At 38.8% G+C, this 20,626-nt stretch carries 11 protein-coding genes; all 11 read left to right on the top strand.

What is annotated here, in order from left to right:
* The first annotated feature begins 19 nt into the window (after positions 1-19).
* The 11 genes from HDE68_RS15270 to HDE68_RS15220 all read left to right on the top strand — a co-directional run bounded on the left by HDE68_RS15270 (position 20) and on the right by HDE68_RS15220 (position 20,575).
* Complete coding sequence (locus HDE68_RS15270; protein ID WP_183883075.1) at positions 20-805, top strand: methyltransferase domain-containing protein; 786 nt, start codon at positions 20-22, stop codon at positions 803-805.
* A 42-nt stretch (positions 806-847) separates the two neighbouring features.
* Positions 848-3,685: a DEAD/DEAH box helicase family protein gene (locus HDE68_RS15265; protein ID WP_260171774.1), complete on the top strand. Its 2,838-nt coding sequence runs from the start codon at positions 848-850 to the stop codon at positions 3,683-3,685.
* 117 nt (positions 3,686-3,802) lie between these two features.
* On the top strand, positions 3,803-7,468 hold the full coding sequence (purL, locus tag HDE68_RS15260) for a phosphoribosylformylglycinamidine synthase (RefSeq protein WP_183883074.1): 3,666 nt from the start codon (positions 3,803-3,805) through the stop codon (positions 7,466-7,468).
* A gap of 181 nt (positions 7,469-7,649) precedes the next feature.
* Complete coding sequence (locus tag HDE68_RS15255) at positions 7,650-8,114, top strand: hypothetical protein (RefSeq protein ID WP_183883073.1); 465 nt, start codon at positions 7,650-7,652, stop codon at positions 8,112-8,114.
* Positions 8,115-8,757: 643 nt separating this feature from the next.
* Positions 8,758-9,933 (top strand): hypothetical protein, encoded by a 1,176-nt coding sequence (locus tag HDE68_RS15250; protein WP_221300747.1) that lies wholly within the window; start codon positions 8,758-8,760, stop codon positions 9,931-9,933.
* Positions 9,934-9,950: 17 nt separating this feature from the next.
* Positions 9,951-11,189, top strand: a complete 1,239-nt coding sequence (locus HDE68_RS15245; RefSeq protein ID WP_183883072.1) for a glycine betaine/L-proline ABC transporter ATP-binding protein — start codon at positions 9,951-9,953, stop codon at positions 11,187-11,189.
* A 1-nt stretch (position 11,190) separates the two neighbouring features.
* The gene (locus HDE68_RS15240; RefSeq protein WP_183883071.1) at positions 11,191-12,021 is read left to right on the top strand and encodes an ABC transporter permease; all 831 of its coding nucleotides are present in this window, start codon (positions 11,191-11,193) and stop codon (positions 12,019-12,021) included.
* 69 nt (positions 12,022-12,090) lie between these two features.
* Positions 12,091-12,957: a glycine betaine ABC transporter substrate-binding protein gene (locus HDE68_RS15235; protein WP_183883070.1), complete on the top strand. Its 867-nt coding sequence runs from the start codon at positions 12,091-12,093 to the stop codon at positions 12,955-12,957.
* Positions 12,958-13,369: 412 nt separating this feature from the next.
* The gene (locus HDE68_RS15230; RefSeq protein ID WP_183883069.1) at positions 13,370-14,506 is read left to right on the top strand and encodes a hypothetical protein; all 1,137 of its coding nucleotides are present in this window, start codon (positions 13,370-13,372) and stop codon (positions 14,504-14,506) included.
* 191 nt (positions 14,507-14,697) lie between these two features.
* Entirely contained in the window at positions 14,698-15,678 is a 981-nt protein-coding gene (locus HDE68_RS15225; RefSeq protein ID WP_183883068.1) for a glycoside hydrolase family 43 protein, read from the top strand.
* Between the two features lie 430 nt (positions 15,679-16,108).
* Entirely contained in the window at positions 16,109-20,575 is a 4,467-nt protein-coding gene (locus HDE68_RS15220; protein ID WP_183883067.1) for a Pls/PosA family non-ribosomal peptide synthetase, read from the top strand.
* Positions 20,576-20,626 lie beyond the last annotated feature (51 nt).

The following is a 20,626-nucleotide window of genomic DNA, read 5'->3' as shown; positions in this document are numbered from 1 at the left end:
AATTCTTGTAACTTACGATATGAATAAAACTATCCAGCGCGATCATCAGACCACAAATAAGATATTTGATAACAGGAGTTTAGAGAAGGACTATGCGACCTTAATCCCTGTTCTGAAACAGGGGCTCCGTGTGCTGGATATTGGTTGCGGAACAGGCGCGATATCAAAAGATATTGCCGAAAGAGTAGGCCCTGAAGGGTTTGTTATTGGAATTGATAATACAGAGAAGTTTATTGTTAGTGGTAAAGAAAGTTATCAAACGACCCTGAACCTTGAATTGCTTCATCACGATTTGTTTAGTTATGAGCCGGAAGAGAAATTTGACCTGATTGTTTCTGCACGTACTTTGCAATGGTTAAACAATCCAAAAGAAGCTTTACAGAAATTGAAGTCTTTGTTAAAACCAGGCGGACAGCTTTCTGTTCTGGATTATAACCATGAGCAGTTGAGCTGGGAGCCTCAGCCGCCAGAAAGTATGTTAGCTTTTTACCGGACCTTTTTAAAATGGCGTGCTGATGCAGGGATGAATAATCATATTGCGGAAGATCTGGCCGGTTATTTTGAGGAGACTGGTTTTCAGGAGATTGAAGTCTTGAATGCCGAAGAGGTTTATCGCAAGCAGGATGATAACTTTTTACAGCGGATTGGTATCTGGTCAAAAGTTGCCGGCTCGACTCAAATGGTAGAGGAAGGTTATCTTTCAGATGAACTGAGACTCAAAGCGATTGAAGAGTATGAGCAGTGGATCGTTGCCGGTGCAGAACAAATGACCATGAAATTAAAAGAGGTAAGGGGTAAGATTTAAAATTAAACGTGCGTTAAGATTTGGATCAATAATAGATTAGATTTGGAGTCATTAATAGACAAGAGACAGGTATTGACAGAATTTCCAAAAGGGATCAGGTTTAAATATAGCTGGAGAAAATATCAGCAGCGCGTTTTTGACAGACTTGATCATTATTTAAGAGATGGACATCTGCATGTAATTGCCCCTCCGGGTTCTGGAAAGACGATCCTGGGATTAGAGGTTGCACTAAGACTCAATAGACCCGTTTTGATCCTGGCGCCAACAGTTGCGATCAGACAGCAGTGGATACAAAGATTCAGCGAACTGTTTTTACAAACTGATCAGATACCAGACTGGATATCAACGGATATCCGGAAACCTTGTTTGATGACAGTTGTAACTTATCAGGCACTGCACGCGGCTTGTAATAATTTGCGCATTAACGAGTCTGAAATTGACATAGAGTCCGAAACGGAACTTGAAATTGCAGTTCATCCTGAAACGGAACTTGAAAGCGATGAGATTGATGCAAAAACCAAAGCAATCAAAGGGACCAGAAAAGCCAAACGGTTTTTAGAAGATAGCGATGATAAAAATCTGGCTCAGATTGTTAAAGGGCTGATCGCCCAAAATATCAATACGGTTATAGTAGATGAAGCACATCATCTGAAAAATGAGTGGTGGAAAACACTGACTAAAGTTAAAGATCAACTTAATCCTGTTATTGTTGGCCTGACAGCAACCCCTCCATATGATGTTTCTGTAAATGAATGGCAAAGATATCTGGAACTTAACGGGCCTGTAGATATTGAAATCTCTGTCCCCGAACTAGTGATAGAAAATGATTTATGCCCGCATCAGGATTATATTCATTTTACGTTGCCAACTGCGGAGGATGAGCAGCGTATAAAATCTTTCAGGCAGTCTGTTTCTGATTTGTATTTAGAGATAAAGGCTGATGAAACTTTAATCACAGCATTAAAGACCTGGACTGTATGGATAAACCCAACTGCGCACCTGGAATGGATTTATGGAAATTTCTCTGTTTATGCTGCCTGCCTGATTTTTCTGAAAGCCAGCGGAGCAGAGATACCGGATCAGCACCTGGAAGTTGCCGGAGGTTCAAAATTTGAGATTCCGATATTGGATTATACCCGGATGGAAAACATATTGCAGTTCTATCTTTTTAATGGTGAATATTTTAAGGAGTTTGATGAACATCGTGAAAAACTCAGGAACCGTTTAACACATTACGGAATTGTTAATGGCAAACAGATCAATTTATGGCATAATAAAAAGGTAACAGGTTTCTTAACTTCAAGTACCAATAAGTTAAATAGTATTAAAGAGATTGCTGATTTTGAATATCAGCAGTTGGGTGCAGCACTGAGAATGGTAATCCTTTCGGACTATATTAGGAAAGAATTTTATGTGAATTCTGCTGAACATGCAATGGTGCTGAACAAAATGGGGGTAATGCCAATTTTTGAGAAGCTGAGAAGGGATAATCCTGCGCAAATGAAAATAGGTGTATTGACAGGTTCTATTGTTATTCTTCCTAAAAGTGCTTATGCCTGTTTTGAAGTATTGTCAAAAGCAGAGGGGTTTTTACAGGTTAGTGTATCGGCCTTGCCATTTGATGCAGATTATCTGTTAATTCAAGCCGATGGAAAGCTGAGAAATTCAATTATAAAACTGGTCACTGCTGTTTTTCAGTCTGGTGGTATTGAAGTGCTGATTGGTACTAAATCTTTGTTGGGAGAGGGATGGGATGCACCAGCGATCAATTCATTAATCCTGGCAAGTTTTGTAGGCTCTTTTGTTTTGTCTAATCAGATGAGAGGCAGGGCGATAAGAACGCAAAAGGATAATCCTGGTAAAACAGGGAATATCTGGCATTTAGTCTGTATAGATCCAACTTCGGCCACAGGTGGTGAAGATTTTGAAATGCTGAAACGAAGGTTCAAAGGATTTGCAGGGGTTTCATTTAAAAAGGAAGCAGGAATTGAGAATGGGATAGGCCGCTTAAATATTCCTCAAAGAATTCACAGTGCCGGGGAAATCGCGACCAGAAATCAGGAAACTCTGTATTATGCCGGTGACAGGGCATCTTTGAAAGAAAATTGGAATAGCGCATTAAAGGCCGGTGTAGAACTTGTAGAAGAAATTAAAATCCCCTTTTCGGAGAAGAAACCCTACCAAAAACAGAAAAAGATGTATCTGAATAAAACACTCGCTTATCTTTTAGCGGAGTTGTTTTTTGGTTTGATGAGTTTCGGAATGGATATGATCCGGTTATTCTTTCGCTCTTTAAGGCAGATGAAAAATCTGGATTCTTTCTTTAACTGGTTGATCCTTGCAGGGGTTTTAGGCTTTATTTACTTTGGAAGACAGCTTTATAAAGCTTTGAGGTTATATTTAAAATACCGTGATATATCAAAAGATATGTTTCAGATCTCTAATGCGATATTAAAATCACTGATTAAAGCTAAAGCAATCCAGTCTGATCCTTCACAATTAGAGATTATTGCCGTCCATGATAATTATGGTGCTGTTTACTGTCATTTGAAAGGAGGGACAACGTTCGAAAATTCTGTGTTCATCAATGCCTTAAAAGAAGTTGTTGATATCATGGATAACCCAAGATATATAATGGTTCGAAAAAGCTGGCTGTTTTCTGTTTTCAGACAAAAAGATTATCACGCGGTACCAGAAATCCTGGCAAGAAATAAAAACCTTGCAGAATATCTCAAAGTACAGTGGAAAGCTTTGGTAGGCCCGTGCAATTTGATATTTACAAGAACTTTGGAGGGGAGAAAGTTACTGCTGAAATCAAGAATGCAGTCTTTATCTTCCGAATTTGAGCAGAAAAGCGAACAGGTGAATAAATGGAAATGATAAAAACCCCTGTGATTCTACATATTAAAGTAGAATTTGCAAATTGTTGCATCTATTTTTGCAATATATAACGGCATAGAATTTTTTTAAATTAAATTTGCGCCATAAAAACATACCATGATTTATTTCTTCTCCAACGAGCATAATACCGTTTTTGCTTTACAATCAGAGCAAACTCTCTCATCGTCAGATATTTCAAAGTTAACTTGGCTGTTTGGCGGGGCCCAATTCAAACAAGAAACCGTTTTAACGGAGTTCTTTATTGGTCCGCGCGCTGCAATGATAACTCCATGGAGCACGAATGCTGTTGAAATTACCCAGAATATGGATATTCATGGGATCATCAGAATTGAGGAATTTAAAAATACGTCTGCAGACTTTACTGATTTTGACCCGATGCTGTTCCAGAAATACAGCGAGCTTAATCAGGAAATCTATACAATCAGCATCCAGCCAGAATCTATCCTGGAAATTGATGATGTAGCAGCGTATAATCAACAGGAAGGTCTTTCATTAAGTGAAGAAGAAGTAGATTATTTAAACAGGTTAGCAGAGAAACTGGGACGTAAATTAACAGATTCCGAAGTATTCGGTTTTTCTCAGGTTAACTCAGAACATTGCCGTCACAAGATTTTCAACGGTACCTTTGTGATTGATGGGGAAGAACAGCCTTTGTCATTATTCAAACTTATCCGTAAAACATCTGAAACAAACCCTAATGGCATTGTTTCAGCATATAAAGATAACGTAGCCTTCGTTAAAGGCCCGAGAGTTCAGCAGTTTGCACCTAAAAGAGCTGATGTACCGGAATACTATGAATTGAAAGATTTTGATTCAGTAATCTCACTGAAAGCAGAAACACATAACTTTCCTACTACTGTAGAACCATTCAATGGTGCAGCAACTGGTTCTGGTGGTGAAATCAGAGACAGGTTAGCAGGTGGACAGGGTTCATTGCCTTTGGCAGGAACAGCTGTTTATATGACTTCTTTCTCTCGTCTGGAAGAAAATCGTCCATGGGAAAAAGCAGTGAATGAAAGAGACTGGTTATATCAGACCCCAATGGATATCCTGATTAAAGCTTCGAACGGGGCTTCTGATTTTGGTAACAAATTCGGTCAGCCGCTGATCACAGGTTCAATCCTGACTTTTGAGCATGAAGAAGACGCAAGAAAGCTGGGTTATGATAAAGTAATTATGCAGGCAGGCGGGGTAGGTTATGGAAAGGCTGATCAGGCTAAAAAAGCAAAACCTGCACTGAATGATAAAATCGTTGTATTAGGCGGAGAAAATTATAGAATAGGAATGGGTGGTGCTGCGGTATCATCTGCCGATACAGGAGCTTTAGGTTCAGGTATTGAATTGAATGCGATTCAGCGTTCTAATCCTGAAATGCAGAAAAGAGTTGCCAATGCAGTACGTGGTATGGTAGAAAGCGATCACAATACGATTGTATCTATCCATGATCATGGAGCAGGTGGTCACCTGAACTGTCTTTCGGAACTGGTTGAAGAAACCGGCGGAAAGATTGATCTGGATAAATTGCCGGTAGGTGATCCAACGCTTTCAGCGAAAGAAATTATTGGGAACGAGTCTCAGGAACGTATGGGGCTAGTGATCAGTAAAGAAAATATAGATACCCTGCAAAAAATTGCGGACCGTGAAAGGGCTCCAATGTATACTGTAGGTGAAGTGACCGGAGATCACCGTTTTACTTTTGAGTCGGCTACTAACGGATCTAAACCAATGGATCTGAAAATGGAAGATATGTTTGGCAGTTCTCCAAAGGTAATCATGCAGGATAAAACAGTAGACAGGAAATATGAGCCGGTAGCTTATGATACTGCTCAGCTGAGTACTTACCTGGAGCAGGTATTACAATTAGAGGCTGTAGCAAGTAAAGACTGGTTAACTAATAAAGTTGACCGTTGTGTGGGTGGCCGTGTAGCTAAACAGCAATGTGCAGGTCCTTTACAATTACCACTGAATAACTGTGGGGTAATGGCATTGGATTTTCAGGGTAAAGACGGTATTGCCACTTCAATCGGTCATGCACCGCTTTCAGCATTGATTGATCCGGCTGCAGGTAGCAGAAATGCCATTGCTGAATCTCTTTCTAATATCGTTTGGGCTCCTTTAAAAGATGGTCTGGAAAGTATTTCACTTTCGGCCAACTGGATGTGGGCCTGTAAAAACGAAGGTGAAGATGCCCGTTTATATAAAGCAGTAAAAGCTTGTTCAGAGTTTGCGATCAGTTTAGGTATTAATATCCCTACTGGTAAAGACTCTTTATCAATGAAACAAAAATATAAAGACGGTGAGGTTATCGCACCAGGTACAGTGATTATCTCTGCTGCTGGTCATTGTGATGATATTACCGCAGTTGTAGAGCCTGTTTTACGCAAAAATGGTGGTGCAATCTATTATATCAATCTTTCAGCAGACCGTTATAAATTAGGTGGATCGTCATTTGCACAGATCTTAAATAAAATAGGTACTGAAACGCCTGACGTTTTAGATGCAGGACAATTCAAAACTACTTTTAATACTTTACAGGAATTAATTAAAGCTGGTAAAATCCAGGCAGGACATGATATAGGTAGCGGTGGTTTAATTACTACACTCTTGGAATTGTGTTTTGCAGACCGCAACCTGGGTGCTTCCCTTGATCTTTCTGTTTTAGGAGATCAGGATATTATAGAAACACTTTTTGCGGAGAATATCGGTATCGTATTCCAGGCGGATGCGACTGCTGAAGCAGTTCTTGAAGCTAATGGGGTAGTTTACCATAAAATAGGTAACGTAACTGAGAACGCTGAGTTAACAGTTAAAAATACTGCTGGTCAATGGAGTTTTGATATTGATCATTTACGTGATGTATGGTTTAAAACTTCTTACCTGCTTGATCAGAAACAAAGTGGTCCTGTTAAAGCTAAAGAGCGTTTTGATAACTATAAAAACCATGTATTAAACTATAGCTTCCCATTGAGTTTTGATGGAAGGAAGCCAGTTATTGATCCATCTAAACCAAGACCTAAAGCGGCAGTTATCCGTGAAAAAGGTAGTAACTCTGAAAGAGAATTAGCAAATGCGATGTATTTGGCTGGTTTTGATGTGAAAGATGTACATATGACTGACTTAATCTCAGGCAGAGAGACACTGGAAGATATTCAGTTTATCGGTGCTGTAGGTGGATTCTCTAACTCGGATGTGTTAGGGTCGGCTAAAGGCTGGGCAGGAGCGTTCTTGTACAATGAGAAAGCGAAAAATGCACTGGAGAACTTCTTTAAACGTGAAGATACTTTATCTGTTGGTATTTGTAATGGCTGTCAGTTGTTTATAGAGCTTGGCCTGATCAATGAAGATCATGAAGAAAAACCTAAAATGCTGCATAATGACAGTGCGAAACATGAGAGTGGTTTTACGTCATTAACGATACAGGAAAATAACTCAGTAATGCTTTCTACTTTAGCAGGAAGTACTTTAGGGGTATGGATTTCACATGGTGAAGGTAAGTTCCAGATGCCATATGCAGAAGGGAAATACAATATCGTATCCAAATATGCTTATGAAAGCTATCCGGCTAACCCTAACGGATCTGATTACAATACAGCCATGTTATGTGACCAGACAGGAAGACATTTGGTGATGATGCCGCATATTGAGCGTTCATTGTTCCAATGGCACTGGGCTAATTATCCACAGGGACGTAAAGATGAAGTTTCTCCATGGATGGAAGCCTTTGTAAATGCAAGGAAATGGATTGAGAAATTAGAGAAATAAGTATTTGCTGAAATAGCTTATTGATTATATTCAGGACCTGTTTTTAGACAGGTCCTCTATTACGGCCCGATGTACTATCTTTGTATAGTAATCGGGCCGTATTGCTATAAAGAGGTTTTTATGAGAGGGCAATGGACGGAAATGCGTAGGCTAAAAGATACCTTTTTTGTGACCTGTAAAGATGGGGCACCCCTATGAGTTTATAAACCATGGGAGCCGTATCAATAGATTTTATTATGCAGGGGATACGGTGATTGCTGTTGGTAATCATTCCAGAGACCGCTATATCCGCAAAGGCAGGGTTTTTCATAAAGTAAATAAGCCGAACGATAAACTGTCTTCACCGGCAACCATTTATTCTAATACGAACTGGGAATTGCTATTTACGATCCATTATAAGGAGCATCCGGATGATGATGAAATAAATATCATGACGGAAAGCTTTTTCAAAGATGAACAGGGGAACCTGATTCTGGACAAAACAGTAGGTGCCCGCCGGGACCATCTGGTGTTTAATATGGAAAACGGATTACCCCTCTCATTAAGCATCTTTAAACAGTTCTTAGCTGCGGATAAAAAATCGGTAAAAGAGTCCGGTCCGGAGCCAGATTTGCTAAATTTCAGCTTTGAATATTTCGAAAAATAAAAAAAAACAAAATAAAATACCGTCTATTTTAAAGGTGTGATTTTTGCCCCTTGTTCAAGAGCCGGATTGACTGCCCTGAACAGCTGAAATTATGATCCGTATTCAAGGGAAAACAAAGCCTTTCGATAGGGGTGGATATGCGCAAAAATCATTCTTTATTTTACGTATGCCCACTTTTTTTTGAGCATATCAATAATTGATGGTGCATGGTTTTTTCTGTGAAACCGGCTTAGAATTATTCGTCTTTTTTAAGCCTTAAAACCGGCTTAAATTAATTGTTTTTTTTCTTGATTTCGGACCGTAAAATCGGGTCGGTTCTAAGCCAATATTGGTCACAGGGGCTAAAAACACATAAATTTTGCTTACCTTTGTAATGTTTTTAGTTTAAACGTCCGCTGTTAAAGACGCCATCTGAGCGTTAAATTCTAGAAAGAAACAGCACAATTTCTGTTTAAATATTCAGGGTATTTACGCCCGGGATATTTGTTAGTTAATGTTTTATTTAAAGCATTTTATGGTATGCGGCAATTCGGCCTGCATATATAAATTATTTATATAAAACCTGCACGGGTCTATTCGCTCTTAAGCCTTGAACAAGCTTCTCCTGCAAGTTTTATGACTATTGAAAAAGGAATAAAAAATTATGAAAATAAGATTACAGCATTTATTAAGCTGTATAGTATTTACCGTTATTTTACCCATTACATTAATAGCGCAAGACTCTACATCAGTAAAAAAGGATACAACGATTATCCCTCAGCGTCCAGACAAACCGGTACTGAAAATCGGCGGTGCATTAAGATTCAACTACAATCTTTCTTCCTGGAAAAAAGAACAAGTGAAAAGAGGCGGTGATTTTGGCCTGGATATGTTCCGGATCAATGCAGACGTCGCTTATAAAAAATTAGATTTCCACGCAGAATATCGCTTTTACTCCAAAGATTTTGGAGGGAGTTTTCTGAAAGAAGGTTATGTAAGATATCATTTCAATGATAGTACCCGCATGGATATAGGACTGGTTCAGAATCCATTTGGTAATACAGCCTATAACTCACATAACTGGTTTTTTAACCTTCCATATTATGTAGGTTTCGAAGATAAATTCTCTATGGGAGTTAATTTTCATCAGCGCAGAAACCGCTGGGTCTATGATATTGCTTTCTTTAAAAATGCTATGGAGCTGAATTTTGGAGATAAATCTGAAACAGATCCTTCCCGTTATTCTTATGATGTTGCGGGCAGAAATAAAGAAGTTAATCAGGGTAATATCAAAACAGAATATCTGCTGGCAGAAGATAAAAAGATTGGTGTTTCGGGGATGCTTGGCGGAGTATATAATGTTCCTACAGGGAGAATGGGCGCAAGATGGGCCGCTGCTTTACATACAGACCTGACTTTTGGCAGGGTTAATGTTAAGCTACAGTCTATGTACTATCAGTATAATTTATCTGATTCGGTTCAGTATAAAAATATAGTACAGCTGGCAGCCTATGGTTCATCGTACGATGTAGCCCGAAAAGCTTACCTGCATACTGCATCTTTTGCTTATACACAGCCAGTTAAACTGGGCCCAATAAAGTCGCTTGTCTTTTATGAGAACTATTCTTATATGAATAAGCCTCAGGCAGATTTCAAAGATACACAGATGAATGTATTAGGCTGTATGATCAATGCAGGGAATCTGGTGACCTATGTAGACTGGGCAGCAGGAAAAAATCAGCCCTGGTTAGGGCCAGACTGGCAAAACGGATTATCAACAGGTAACCCGGATTCAAAATGGAGCAGCCGGTTCAACATTAATATCGGTTATTATTTTTAACATATAACATCTATACTATGTCTAAACTTAAGATAGAAGACCTTACACTCATATTCGGTAAAGAAAAAGAGAAGGCGCTTGCACTATTAAAGCAAGGAAAAACTAAAGCTGAGATCCTGAAAGAAACAGGTTGTACAGTAGCGGTAAAGAATGCCAGTTTCAATATAGAAAAAGGTGAATTCTTTGTGATTATGGGTTTGTCAGGAAGTGGTAAATCCAGTTTACTGAGATGTTTTAACCGCTTGATTGAACCGACTTCGGGAAACGTAATTCTGAACGATGTAAATATTACCAGTCTTGGAGATAAGGAGTTACAGAATGTCCGTAAAAAAGAGATGGCCATGGTTTTCCAGAATTTTGGTCTGTTGCCTCACCGGACGGTATTGGAAAATGTCGCTTTCGGTTTAGAGTTACAGGATATTCCAAAAGAAGAGCGGGAAGCAAAAGCTCAGGAAGTTATTGAGATGGTTAGTCTGAAAGGCTATGAGCATCAGAATACTTCAGAACTTTCTGGTGGAATGCAGCAGCGTGTTGGCTTAGCGAGGGCTTTGGCCAATGATCCTGAGATCCTTTTAATGGATGAGGCTTTTTCAGCACTTGATCCGCTGATCCGTACGCAAATGCAGGACGAACTGATTGATTTGCAGGAGAAAATGCATAAAACTATTGTTTTTATTACGCATGATCTTGACGAAGCTATTCGTTTGGGTGACCGTATTGTCATTATGAAAGATGGTGAAGTCATTCAGATTGGTACTCCCGAGGATATTTTAACTAATCCGGCAGATGACTATGTGTCCTCTTTTGTAGAAAAAGTAGACCGGAAAACGATCATTACTGCTGCCAGCCTTTTATTTGATAAACCAACAGTAGCCATTTTTAAGAAAGATGGGGTAGAGGGGACTTTAAGAAAAATGCGTTCTTCAGGACTGACTACTTTACCAGCGGTTTCGGTTGATAAACATTTCCTTGGTTTTGTTTATCTAAAAGATATTCTTGAACTGAAAGCTAAAGGCCATCATACCATAGAACTGGCTATTATTAAAGATATTCCAGTTGCTTATCCGGAAACTACCGTAGAACAAATGCTTCCGTTTATTGCGGAGAATGGTAGGGCAGTACCCATTGTCGATATAAAAACTAATAAACTGCTTGGAATCGTAGCACAGACTTCTTTGCTTATAGAAACCACCGGGACTTCCTGGGAAAATGTGAACGGAAATTCAATTGATAATTTACAAAACGAAGTAATATAATATGATACATATAGGACCTTATATAGAAGAATTTATAAACTGGCTTACCAGCAATTTTGGAGCCTTATTTAATATCATAAAGATCATTGTGATCTCTGTTGTAGACTCGGTGGAATGGGTATTAATGTTCCCCCCGTTTTATGTGATCATCTTACTGGTGGCTTTTCTGGCTTGGAAACGTACTGGTTTGGGTGTGACGATATTTACCATTTTAGGACTAACCCTGATTTGGGCAATGGGTTACTGGGGACAAACGATGGCAACTCTGGCGCTGATTTTATCTGCCGCTTTTATAGCTTTATTAATGGGCGTACCGATGGGAATATGGGCTGCTAAAAATCCTCTTGCCGGAAAAATCATGCGCCCGGTACTGGATTTAATGCAGACAATGCCGGCTTTTGTTTACCTGATACCGGCAGTATTGTTCTTTGGACTGGGGAAAGTACCCGGAGCGTTTGCAACAATTATATTTGCGATGCCCCCTGCAGTTCGTTTAACTACATTGGGAATTAGCCAGGTGCCTAAAGAAATAGTGGAAGCTACCCGTTCATTTGGGGCAACGCCAGGACAATTGCTTTTTAAAGTGGAATTGCCTTTAGCCTTGCCAACGATATTGGCTGGTGTGAACCAGACAATTATGATGGCGCTTTCTATGGTGGTTATTTCGGCCATGATTGCTGCCGGCGGACTGGGAGAGGTGGTTTTGAAAGGAATTACACAGTTGAAAATAGGATTAGGATTTGAAGGTGGTATTGCAGTAGTGATCCTGGCGATTATCCTGGATCGTATTACACAGTCTTTTGGAAATACAAAGAAAAAAATAGCGGCATAGGGAAGAATAAGCTGGTCGTAAACCGCCTTGCGGGAATAGTATCGGAAACAAAAAATTAAATTGAATCAAATGAAAAAAGTAATTAGCGGATTATTAATCGCACTGACAGCAACTTTAATGTATTCTTGTGGTAGTGCGGGTAACCAAAAAAAAGTGACTATAGGTTATGTGAACTGGGCTGAAGGAGTTGCAATGACACAATTATCAAAAGTATTGCTTCAAAATGAAGGTTATACTGTAGAATTGAAAAATGCAGATGTAGCACCAATTTTTGCAGCTGTGGCTGGTGGTGATGCAGATGTTTTTATGGATGCCTGGATGCCGGTTACCCATAAAGAGTATATGGATAAATTTGGTGCAAGACTAGAAGTTTTAGGTACAAATTATGCGAATGCACGTATAGGTTTAGTCGTGCCTGATTATGTGAAAATTAACAGTATTGATGAATTGAATGCCAATACTTCTCTTTTTGAAGGTAAAATCATAGGAATTGATGCGGGTGCAGGAATCATGAATAAAGCAGAAGCCGCTATTAAAGATTATAAATTAAAGTATGAACTGCAATCGGCCAGTGAAGCTGCGATGCTTGCGATTTTAAAGAAAAGCATAGATGCAAAGAAACCAGTAGTGATTACCGGCTGGTCACCGCATTATATTTTCAGTACCTATAAATTGAAGTTTTTAAGTGATCCTAAAGGTGTTTTTGGTAAAGTGGAAACTTTACAGACTGTTGCGAACAAGGATTTTGTGAAAGCAAACCCGCAGGTGAGTTCATTTTTCAGGAATTTTCAATTGGATGATGATCAGTTGGGGTCGTTAATGGCTGCACTTAATGGAGCTGATGATGAAAAAGCAGCGATTGATAAATGGTTAGCTGATCATAATGAATTTGCAGTGAGAATGAGCTCTTTTTTAAAGAGTGAATCGGTAAAATAACAAGATTTTAAATAAGAAGAATATTATCTGATAGTTGATAATATTTGTAACAAGACGGGCCATTCTCTGATTTTTATTAGGAAATGGCCCGTCTTGTTATAAGTGTTTTTTTAAGATAATTTAAATTTGTTCTAAATTCTTTAGCTATTTTCTGTCAATTCGATTAATGTTAATCTTTTCGATTTATAAGATGAGCTGTTTTTATATTATTATGTAATAAAAAATAATTGTCTTATAGATGTAATTTGTATTTTGCGTAATTTTTTAATGATTTTACGTAATATTTAGCTGTGTTTGCGTAAACAAAAATGTATTAATTATTAGTTTTAATAACTTACAGTGTAAATGATGCTTTTCGAGGTTTTTTACTAATAATTAAATGTTTACAAAAAAAATCTAAATCAAAAAAACAATGAAATTGAAATTGACAATTCTGGCGCTAGGCTTGGCGCTGGTTACCCTCTCTTGTAAGAAACAGTCTGTTCCCTCATCTCATGAACAATTCCCGGAGGTTAAATTAGAAAATGATTATTTAGCTTTCAAGGATTATGCAACTTTCTTCAAATACTATCAGTTAAATTCGACACTCTCCGATTCTGAAAGAGTAAAATGGGAGCAGTCTTTAAGTTTTAGTTCTTTAACAACATTATACAACAAATTCAATAATGAATTAGATGTGCTGGAAAAAGGTACTAAAGAAAGTTATTTTAGTGGATTCAAATCGCTCCAGCAAGAATATAAAGGTGCAATACTATTTACAGATGATAGTTATAAAATTAATTCTTCAGGAATCAGGGAATCGGCACTTGCCAATAAAAAAGGAATTATAAAAGTTGGAAACGATTACTTGTATGCTTCTGAAAAAGGTATCACTACTTATAAAGAAACAACTTATCAAAAGGCACTGGAAATGATTGAATCAAAGATCAGTACAGAGCTGAATGGGAGAGCTCCTAATCCAAATTCGTTTACTTCAAACATTGGCGGCTGGTATATTATAAATAAAGACCGCGGCCGGGTGTTATTCAGAATGAAGTTGTATAATATTAATAGTCCTGTTTTTGGCTATCAGAGTTTTTCGTCATTAGAAGGTATGGCTGAACATAAAAACATTTTTGGAACCTATCGTGATGTTCGTATGAGCGCTAATTTTACGCCGGTATCTGGAAAAACTCCTGGTATGAGCGTTTGGTATGATCATATTCCAGCAGATCTTTCTGGAGATGTGAAATATATAAACTTAAATCCGAATTATTTTGATGGGTTATACAATGTTGAACGTTTTGATCGCGTACTAGCCATTTCTGAGGGACTCCAGGGAAATATTAGTGCGATAGATCCAAATGCAAGAGGTAATGCTCAATTCATAAACTATGTTGTTGTACCTCGTTTATCTAATAATCCTAATGTATATTGGAAAACTGTAGGACTGCTTTTTACTGAATTTTCAGTAATGATACAGCCAGGTGGGGTTTTTAGTAATCCAGAAGTGCTCTTTTCTCCATTTATCATGTTTGATACTCAAGATGGAGGTGTGGTCAATCAGTAAATACTGATTCATTAAAGCAGCAGTAAAAAATTGGGGTGAATTTCTGATCAAAAGAGTCACCCCATTTTCTTAATTAAACCTTTTTCAATGACTTCTTATAGTCATCTGTTTGATCCTAATTGATTATCCCTTAAATTAGTTGCCGGAGCTGCTGTGCTTTAACTATAAAACCTAACCAAAGAACCTCATTGATGAAACGTATTTTAATACTTTTAGCTTGTTCAGCTATAGGAACCTGTTTGTATGCCCAGAAAAAACCAGTCGCAACTTCCGGAAACCCAATCTTTCCCGGGTGGTATGCAGACCCCGAAGGTGCTGTCTTTGAAAACAGATTTTGGGTATATCCTACTTATTCTGCTAAATATGAGGAACAGGTATTTATGGACGCTTTCTCTTCTAAAGATCTGGTGAAATGGGAAAAACATGAACACGTTATTGATACGGCTAATTTCAAATGGGCTAAAAAAGCGGTATGGGCACCCTCAATAATTAAAAAAGATAATAAATATTATCTTTTATTCGGAGCGAATGATATACAAAGTGATCAGGAAACAGGAGGGATAGGTATCGGGGTTTCAGATAAACCAGAAGGCCCGTTTAAAGATTACCTGGGGAAACCCCTGGTTGATAAATTCTATAATGGTGCGCAGCCTATTGACCAGTTTGTATTTAAAGATAAAGACGGACAATATTACTTAATTTACGGAGGCTGGGGACACTGTAATATCGGAAAACTGAAAGCTGATTTTACCGGGTTTATTCCTTTTGAGGATGGTAAAATATTCCATGAAATTACACCTAAAGGATATGTGGAAGGTCCTTATATGTTTATGCGGAATGGAAAATATTACTTTATGTGGTCTGAAGGAGGGTGGACAGGACCTGATTATTGTGTAGCTTATGCGATTGCCGATTCACCGATGGGTCCCTTCAAAAGAATTGATAAGATCTTACAGCAGGACCCTAAAGTAGCGACTGGTGCCGGACACCATTCTGTGATTAAACATCCGCAAACCAATGACTACTATATTGTTTACCACCGAAGGCCGCTGGGTGAAACTAACGGTAATAACAGGGTAACCTGTATTGATCGGATGGAATTTGACACCAATGGTCTGATCAAGCCAGTAAAAATTACCTTTGAAGGAGTGAAAGCAAATCCTATTCGTTAAGCAACCCGCAGGTTTGCAAATTGTTACATTTTTGACGCTATAAAGCACATTTTGTTCTTGCCTGACTGTATTATTTTATCATTTGTTTTGTTCATTTTTGCACCCTCTTTAAAATATGTGATTAATTACATATTTTAAAGAGGATAAAAATATGAACTTAGAAAATATAAATTTTAGCTGATTAATCCTTTAGGACTGGTTTTTGTCAATGGTAATAACAAACGCAATTGAACCGGTTTTGAGATATCCTGTAATTAAGAAAGATGTAAATTTTAGCTGATCGTTTTTTGCAGCTTATAATTTATGTCACATCATTTAATTAAAAAGGGATCATGGGAATAAGAAAAAAATAAACTATGTTGTAGATCCCTTAAAATGGGAAGTTACAAGCTGATTTTAGCCAAGAATTAAAATAATACGCTGCTATAGAATGAATGAATTAACCGGGTCTTCTAAACAAACTTTGAACTTATTAAGTGCTGTTACAGGAGCTGTTTATGTGCTGTTGAATAAATACCAGGCCTATCTGAACGATGTTGTAAAGATCGGACTGAGCATTGATGAAAATAAACAATCTGGAAGTAAACGGCCATCTCTGGAATTTGAATATCCACTGGTTACCGGCATGTCTTTCAGTGAATTAAGTGATCATATTGCGCATCGTATTGATGCTTTTTATACCAGTTCCAGTGAAGATTTCTCTTTAGTGATTATCTGGAAAAGTGACGATCAGGCTAATGTATATAAGGGTATTATCCGTATAGAAAACGGAGATGTTATCTCTTCAGTTTTTACTTGCAGTGACACTGCTTTTTATGCAGCTTCTTTTAAAAATGCGGACGCCCACCTGATGAATGTTTTGCAGCAGGTAGCCGAAAATCCGGACGTACTGATCTCAGATCTGACTTTTATGGACACCGAAGAGCTGGAACGTCTTGCTGTTTTTAATGCAGGACTGGTCGATAATGAGGTTGGAACTCCAGAGTTATTACATTCTTTGTTTGAACAGACTGCGCAGGTTTTTCCTCAAAACAGGGCGGTATTTAGTGCAAGCAGACAAATTACTTACGAAGAATTAAATCATGCTGCCAATCAGCTTGCAGCAGTACTGATAGCTAAAGGAATACAAAAAGGTGATTTCGTAGGTATTTTATTAAAACGTTCTCCGGAAGTTTATCTTTCTATGCTGGCTATTCTTAAAGCCGGAGCTGCTTATGTCCCACTGGATATTGGTTATCCGGAAGACAGGGTGAGTTTCATTCTGGAAGACTGCGGCGCTAAATTTTTACTGAGTGACCCTGCTTCTTCTTCTTCATTTAAGCTTTCCTGTGAGGTAATTACAGTTGATGACAGCTCTTTCGCTGTGCATAAAAATATACCTGATGCCCCTTTAGTTGATATTACTGTGGCTGATGCTGCTTATATGATCTATACTTCGGGTTCGACCGGAAGGCCAAAAGGGGTAATTATCTCTCATGCTTCTATTAGTAACCTGGTTAAAGGGGAGGAGCGTTTATTTCAATTAGGCCCTAAAGATAAAGTTGCACAGGTTTTTTCTGTCGCATTTGATGCCTCTTTAGAAGAAATATGGCTTGCTTTCAGATCGGGAGCTACTTTAGTGCCGGTTTCAGAGGCAGTGATGCATTCGGGAGCTGAGCTGAGTGAATTTATCAATGATCATCAGCTGACGGTATTGTCTACAGTACCAACGATGCTTTCTATGATGCAGGGCCCTTTACCTTCACTGCGTTTATTGATCCTTGGCGGAGAGAACTGTCCGCATGAATTACTTTTGCCATGGCACAGTAGTGGTTTACGTATTGTCAATACCTATGGGCCTACAGAAGCAACGGTCATTGCTACCTATGCTGATTTTGATCCTTTACATAAAATTACGATTGGGAAACCAGCTGTAAACTATTATACCTGTATCCTTGATGAGAAGCTTTTACCAGTACCCATAGGTGTACCGGGCGAGCTTTGTATTGGCGGCCCCGGTTTAGCTATAGGCTATTTACATCAGCCTGCACTTACTGCCGAAAAGTTTATTCAGCCATCTTTTCCAATGCCTGACGGGGTATCGCCTTGTTTATACCGCAGTGGTGACCTTGCCCGTTTTAACGGAGATGGAAATATTGAGTTTTTAGGCCGTATCGACCTGCAGGTTAAGTTAAGAGGTTACAGAATTGAACTTTCGGAGATAGAATCACAATTATTACAGATCGAAAGCATTAAAAATGCTGTAGTTACTGTAAAAGAAGATGAGCAGAAAGTGCAGCGTCTGGTCGCTTACCTGATTCTGAAAGGGGAGAAAGATACTTTTAATGAGGAAGCATGTAAAATACAGCTGAAGTCAAGACTGGCCCCTTATATGGTTCCTGCTGTATTTGTGGTGATGGATGCATTTCCATTACTGGCAAGCGGTAAGGTAGACCGCAAACTCCTGCCTCAGCCGGTAAAAAAATATAGAGCAGAAGGGCGTAAACTTGTGGCAGCGCGCACCCCTACAGAAGTAATGCTGCTGGAGGTATGGAAAAAGTATTTTGAGCCACAGGAAGTTTCTGTGACTGATGACTTCTTTGACCTGGGCGGGCATTCGCTTGTGGCCTCTATGATGGTCTCGGAATTAAGAAAAACAGGGGCAGCTGCTCAAATCTCTGTACAGGATATTTATACCTGCCGGACATTGGAGAAGCTGGCTGCAAAGATCAGTGATATTGCTGATGATATTCAACAGTTGCCTAAAGAGAAGAGTGAACCAACTGTAAGGTTAAAAGTATCATCGGGTCTGAAAGCATTGGTGTCCGGATTACAATTAATTAGTGTTCTGATCTTTTTTATGATCGGTTCTGCCGGATTAATGGGGCCATTTGTGATCAGGCATTTTGGATCTGCTACGAATGTATATGATCTGCTTGTTTATGGGGTAACTGGTTTTTCGGCTATATTCTTTTCTATTATTATCCTGTCTATACTGGCAAAATGGATATTGATCGGTAAGTTCAAAGCAGGAAGGTACCCGCTTTGGGGTTGGTATTTTCTGCGTTTCTGGATTGTAAAGAAACTGATTGATCTGAGTCCGATAGGTATTTTGAGCGGAACACCATTTCTGAAATGGTATTTCAGCCTGATGGGGGCTAAAATTGGTAAACGTGTATTTCTTGGCTCTGACAGGATCAGGGTATTTGACCTGCTCACTATTGGTGATGGCTCGAGTATTTCAAAAGAATCACATTTATTAGGTTATAAAATTGAGGACGGAGCCCTGATTATAGGAAGTCTGACTATTGGTGAGAATTGTTTTGTGGGGACGCGCTCTGTGATTTCCTGCGGGGCAGTGATGGAAGATGGTTCTGGAATTGGTGAGTTGTCTCAGTTACAGCCCGACACCACAATTCCTGCAGGGGCTTACTGGAAAGGAACGCCCGCAGTCTATGTTGGGGTTAATAAAGCCATTGAACCGATGCAGTTCTCAGGACAAAATAAACCGATGAATTTTGCACTGTATGTGTCATTGCTTATCGTTACACTGGGTTTTGTATTCCTTTTTCCATTTGGATTGAGTATCCCTTTTATCGTCATTTATTATGAAGTAATCCTTTCTTTTGGTCTTGGCTGGGCAATGATACTTTCGATTCCGATTTCTGCCATGTATATTATCATTTACTGTGCATCGGTAGCACTGTTTAAGTGGTTGATTATTGGTAAGTTAAAAGAAGAACCTTTTAGTGTTTACAGCTTTAAATATATCAGGAAGTGGGCGGTTGATTCCCTGATGAATATGAGTTTAACTTATTTCAGATCTGTTTATGCAACGATATACCTGTCTTCGTGGTTAAGACTGATGGGCACAAGGATTGGTAAAGCAACAGAAATATCGACTGTTAATCAGATTACTACTGACCTTGTAAAAATAGGGGCAGGAAGTTTTCTGGCAGATTCGGTTAGTCTGGGCTCTCCGGAAGTTCACCAGGGAACGATGTATTTACGCCGCATTACGATTGGGAATAAAACCTTTATTGGAAACAGCGCGGTAATATCTTCTGGTGATACGATTGGAAGTAACTGCCTGATTGGTGTCTTGTCTACGCCACCAGCTAATATAGAGCGTAAATATATTAATGATTCTTCGTGGCTTGGCGCACCGCCGATGTATTTACCAAAGAGACAGGAGAGTGTGAAGTTTTCGGATGATTTAACTTTCAGACCTACCAATAAGTTATACTTTCAGCGCGGGCTGATCGAGCTTTTTAAAATCACGCTGCCTTATGCGATTACCTCGGTGATCCTGATGTTGTTTTATCATATAGTGGATAACTATTATGACCATTCGGGAAGACACCTGGTTTATACACTTTGTCTGGCCCCATTGTTATTGATTGCACTGATTGCGGTTTCAGCTTTAGTAACTGTTTTATTTAAGAAAGTATTGATTGGTACTTATAAACCTGCAAACCAGCCTTTATGGAGCATGTTTGTCTGGAAAAATGAACTGGTTAATTCATTGTGTGAAAATATGGTATATCCTTTACTGGTCAATACTTTACTGGGAACGCCATTTGCACCTATATTTTTCAGGATGATGGGTTGTGATATAGGAAAGGATGTTTATATGGATACCAGTGAAATTACAGAATTTGACCTGGTACATATTGGTGATCATGTAGCAATTAATCATATGTGTACATTGCAAACACACCTTTTTGAAGATCGTGTAATGAAAATGGCACATCTGCATATTGGTGATAACTGTAATATTGGTGCAATGAGCGTGGTTTTATACGATTCTACGATTGAAGAGGGTGCAACCCTGCAGGCTTTGTCTTTAGTGATGAAAGGGGAAACAATTCCTAAACAAACACAATGGGCAGGTTCACCTGCTAAGTTTGTCAAATAGACGTTTTGATCTTCAGGTAATTTTTTTGTTGCAGTTCCAGTGTATTCTACT

The sequence above is a fragment of the Pedobacter cryoconitis genome, assembly GCF_014200605.1.
Lineage (GTDB): Bacteria > Bacteroidota > Bacteroidia > Sphingobacteriales > Sphingobacteriaceae > Pedobacter > Pedobacter cryoconitis_B.
This window is presented reverse-complemented; position numbering and strand designations above follow the sequence as displayed.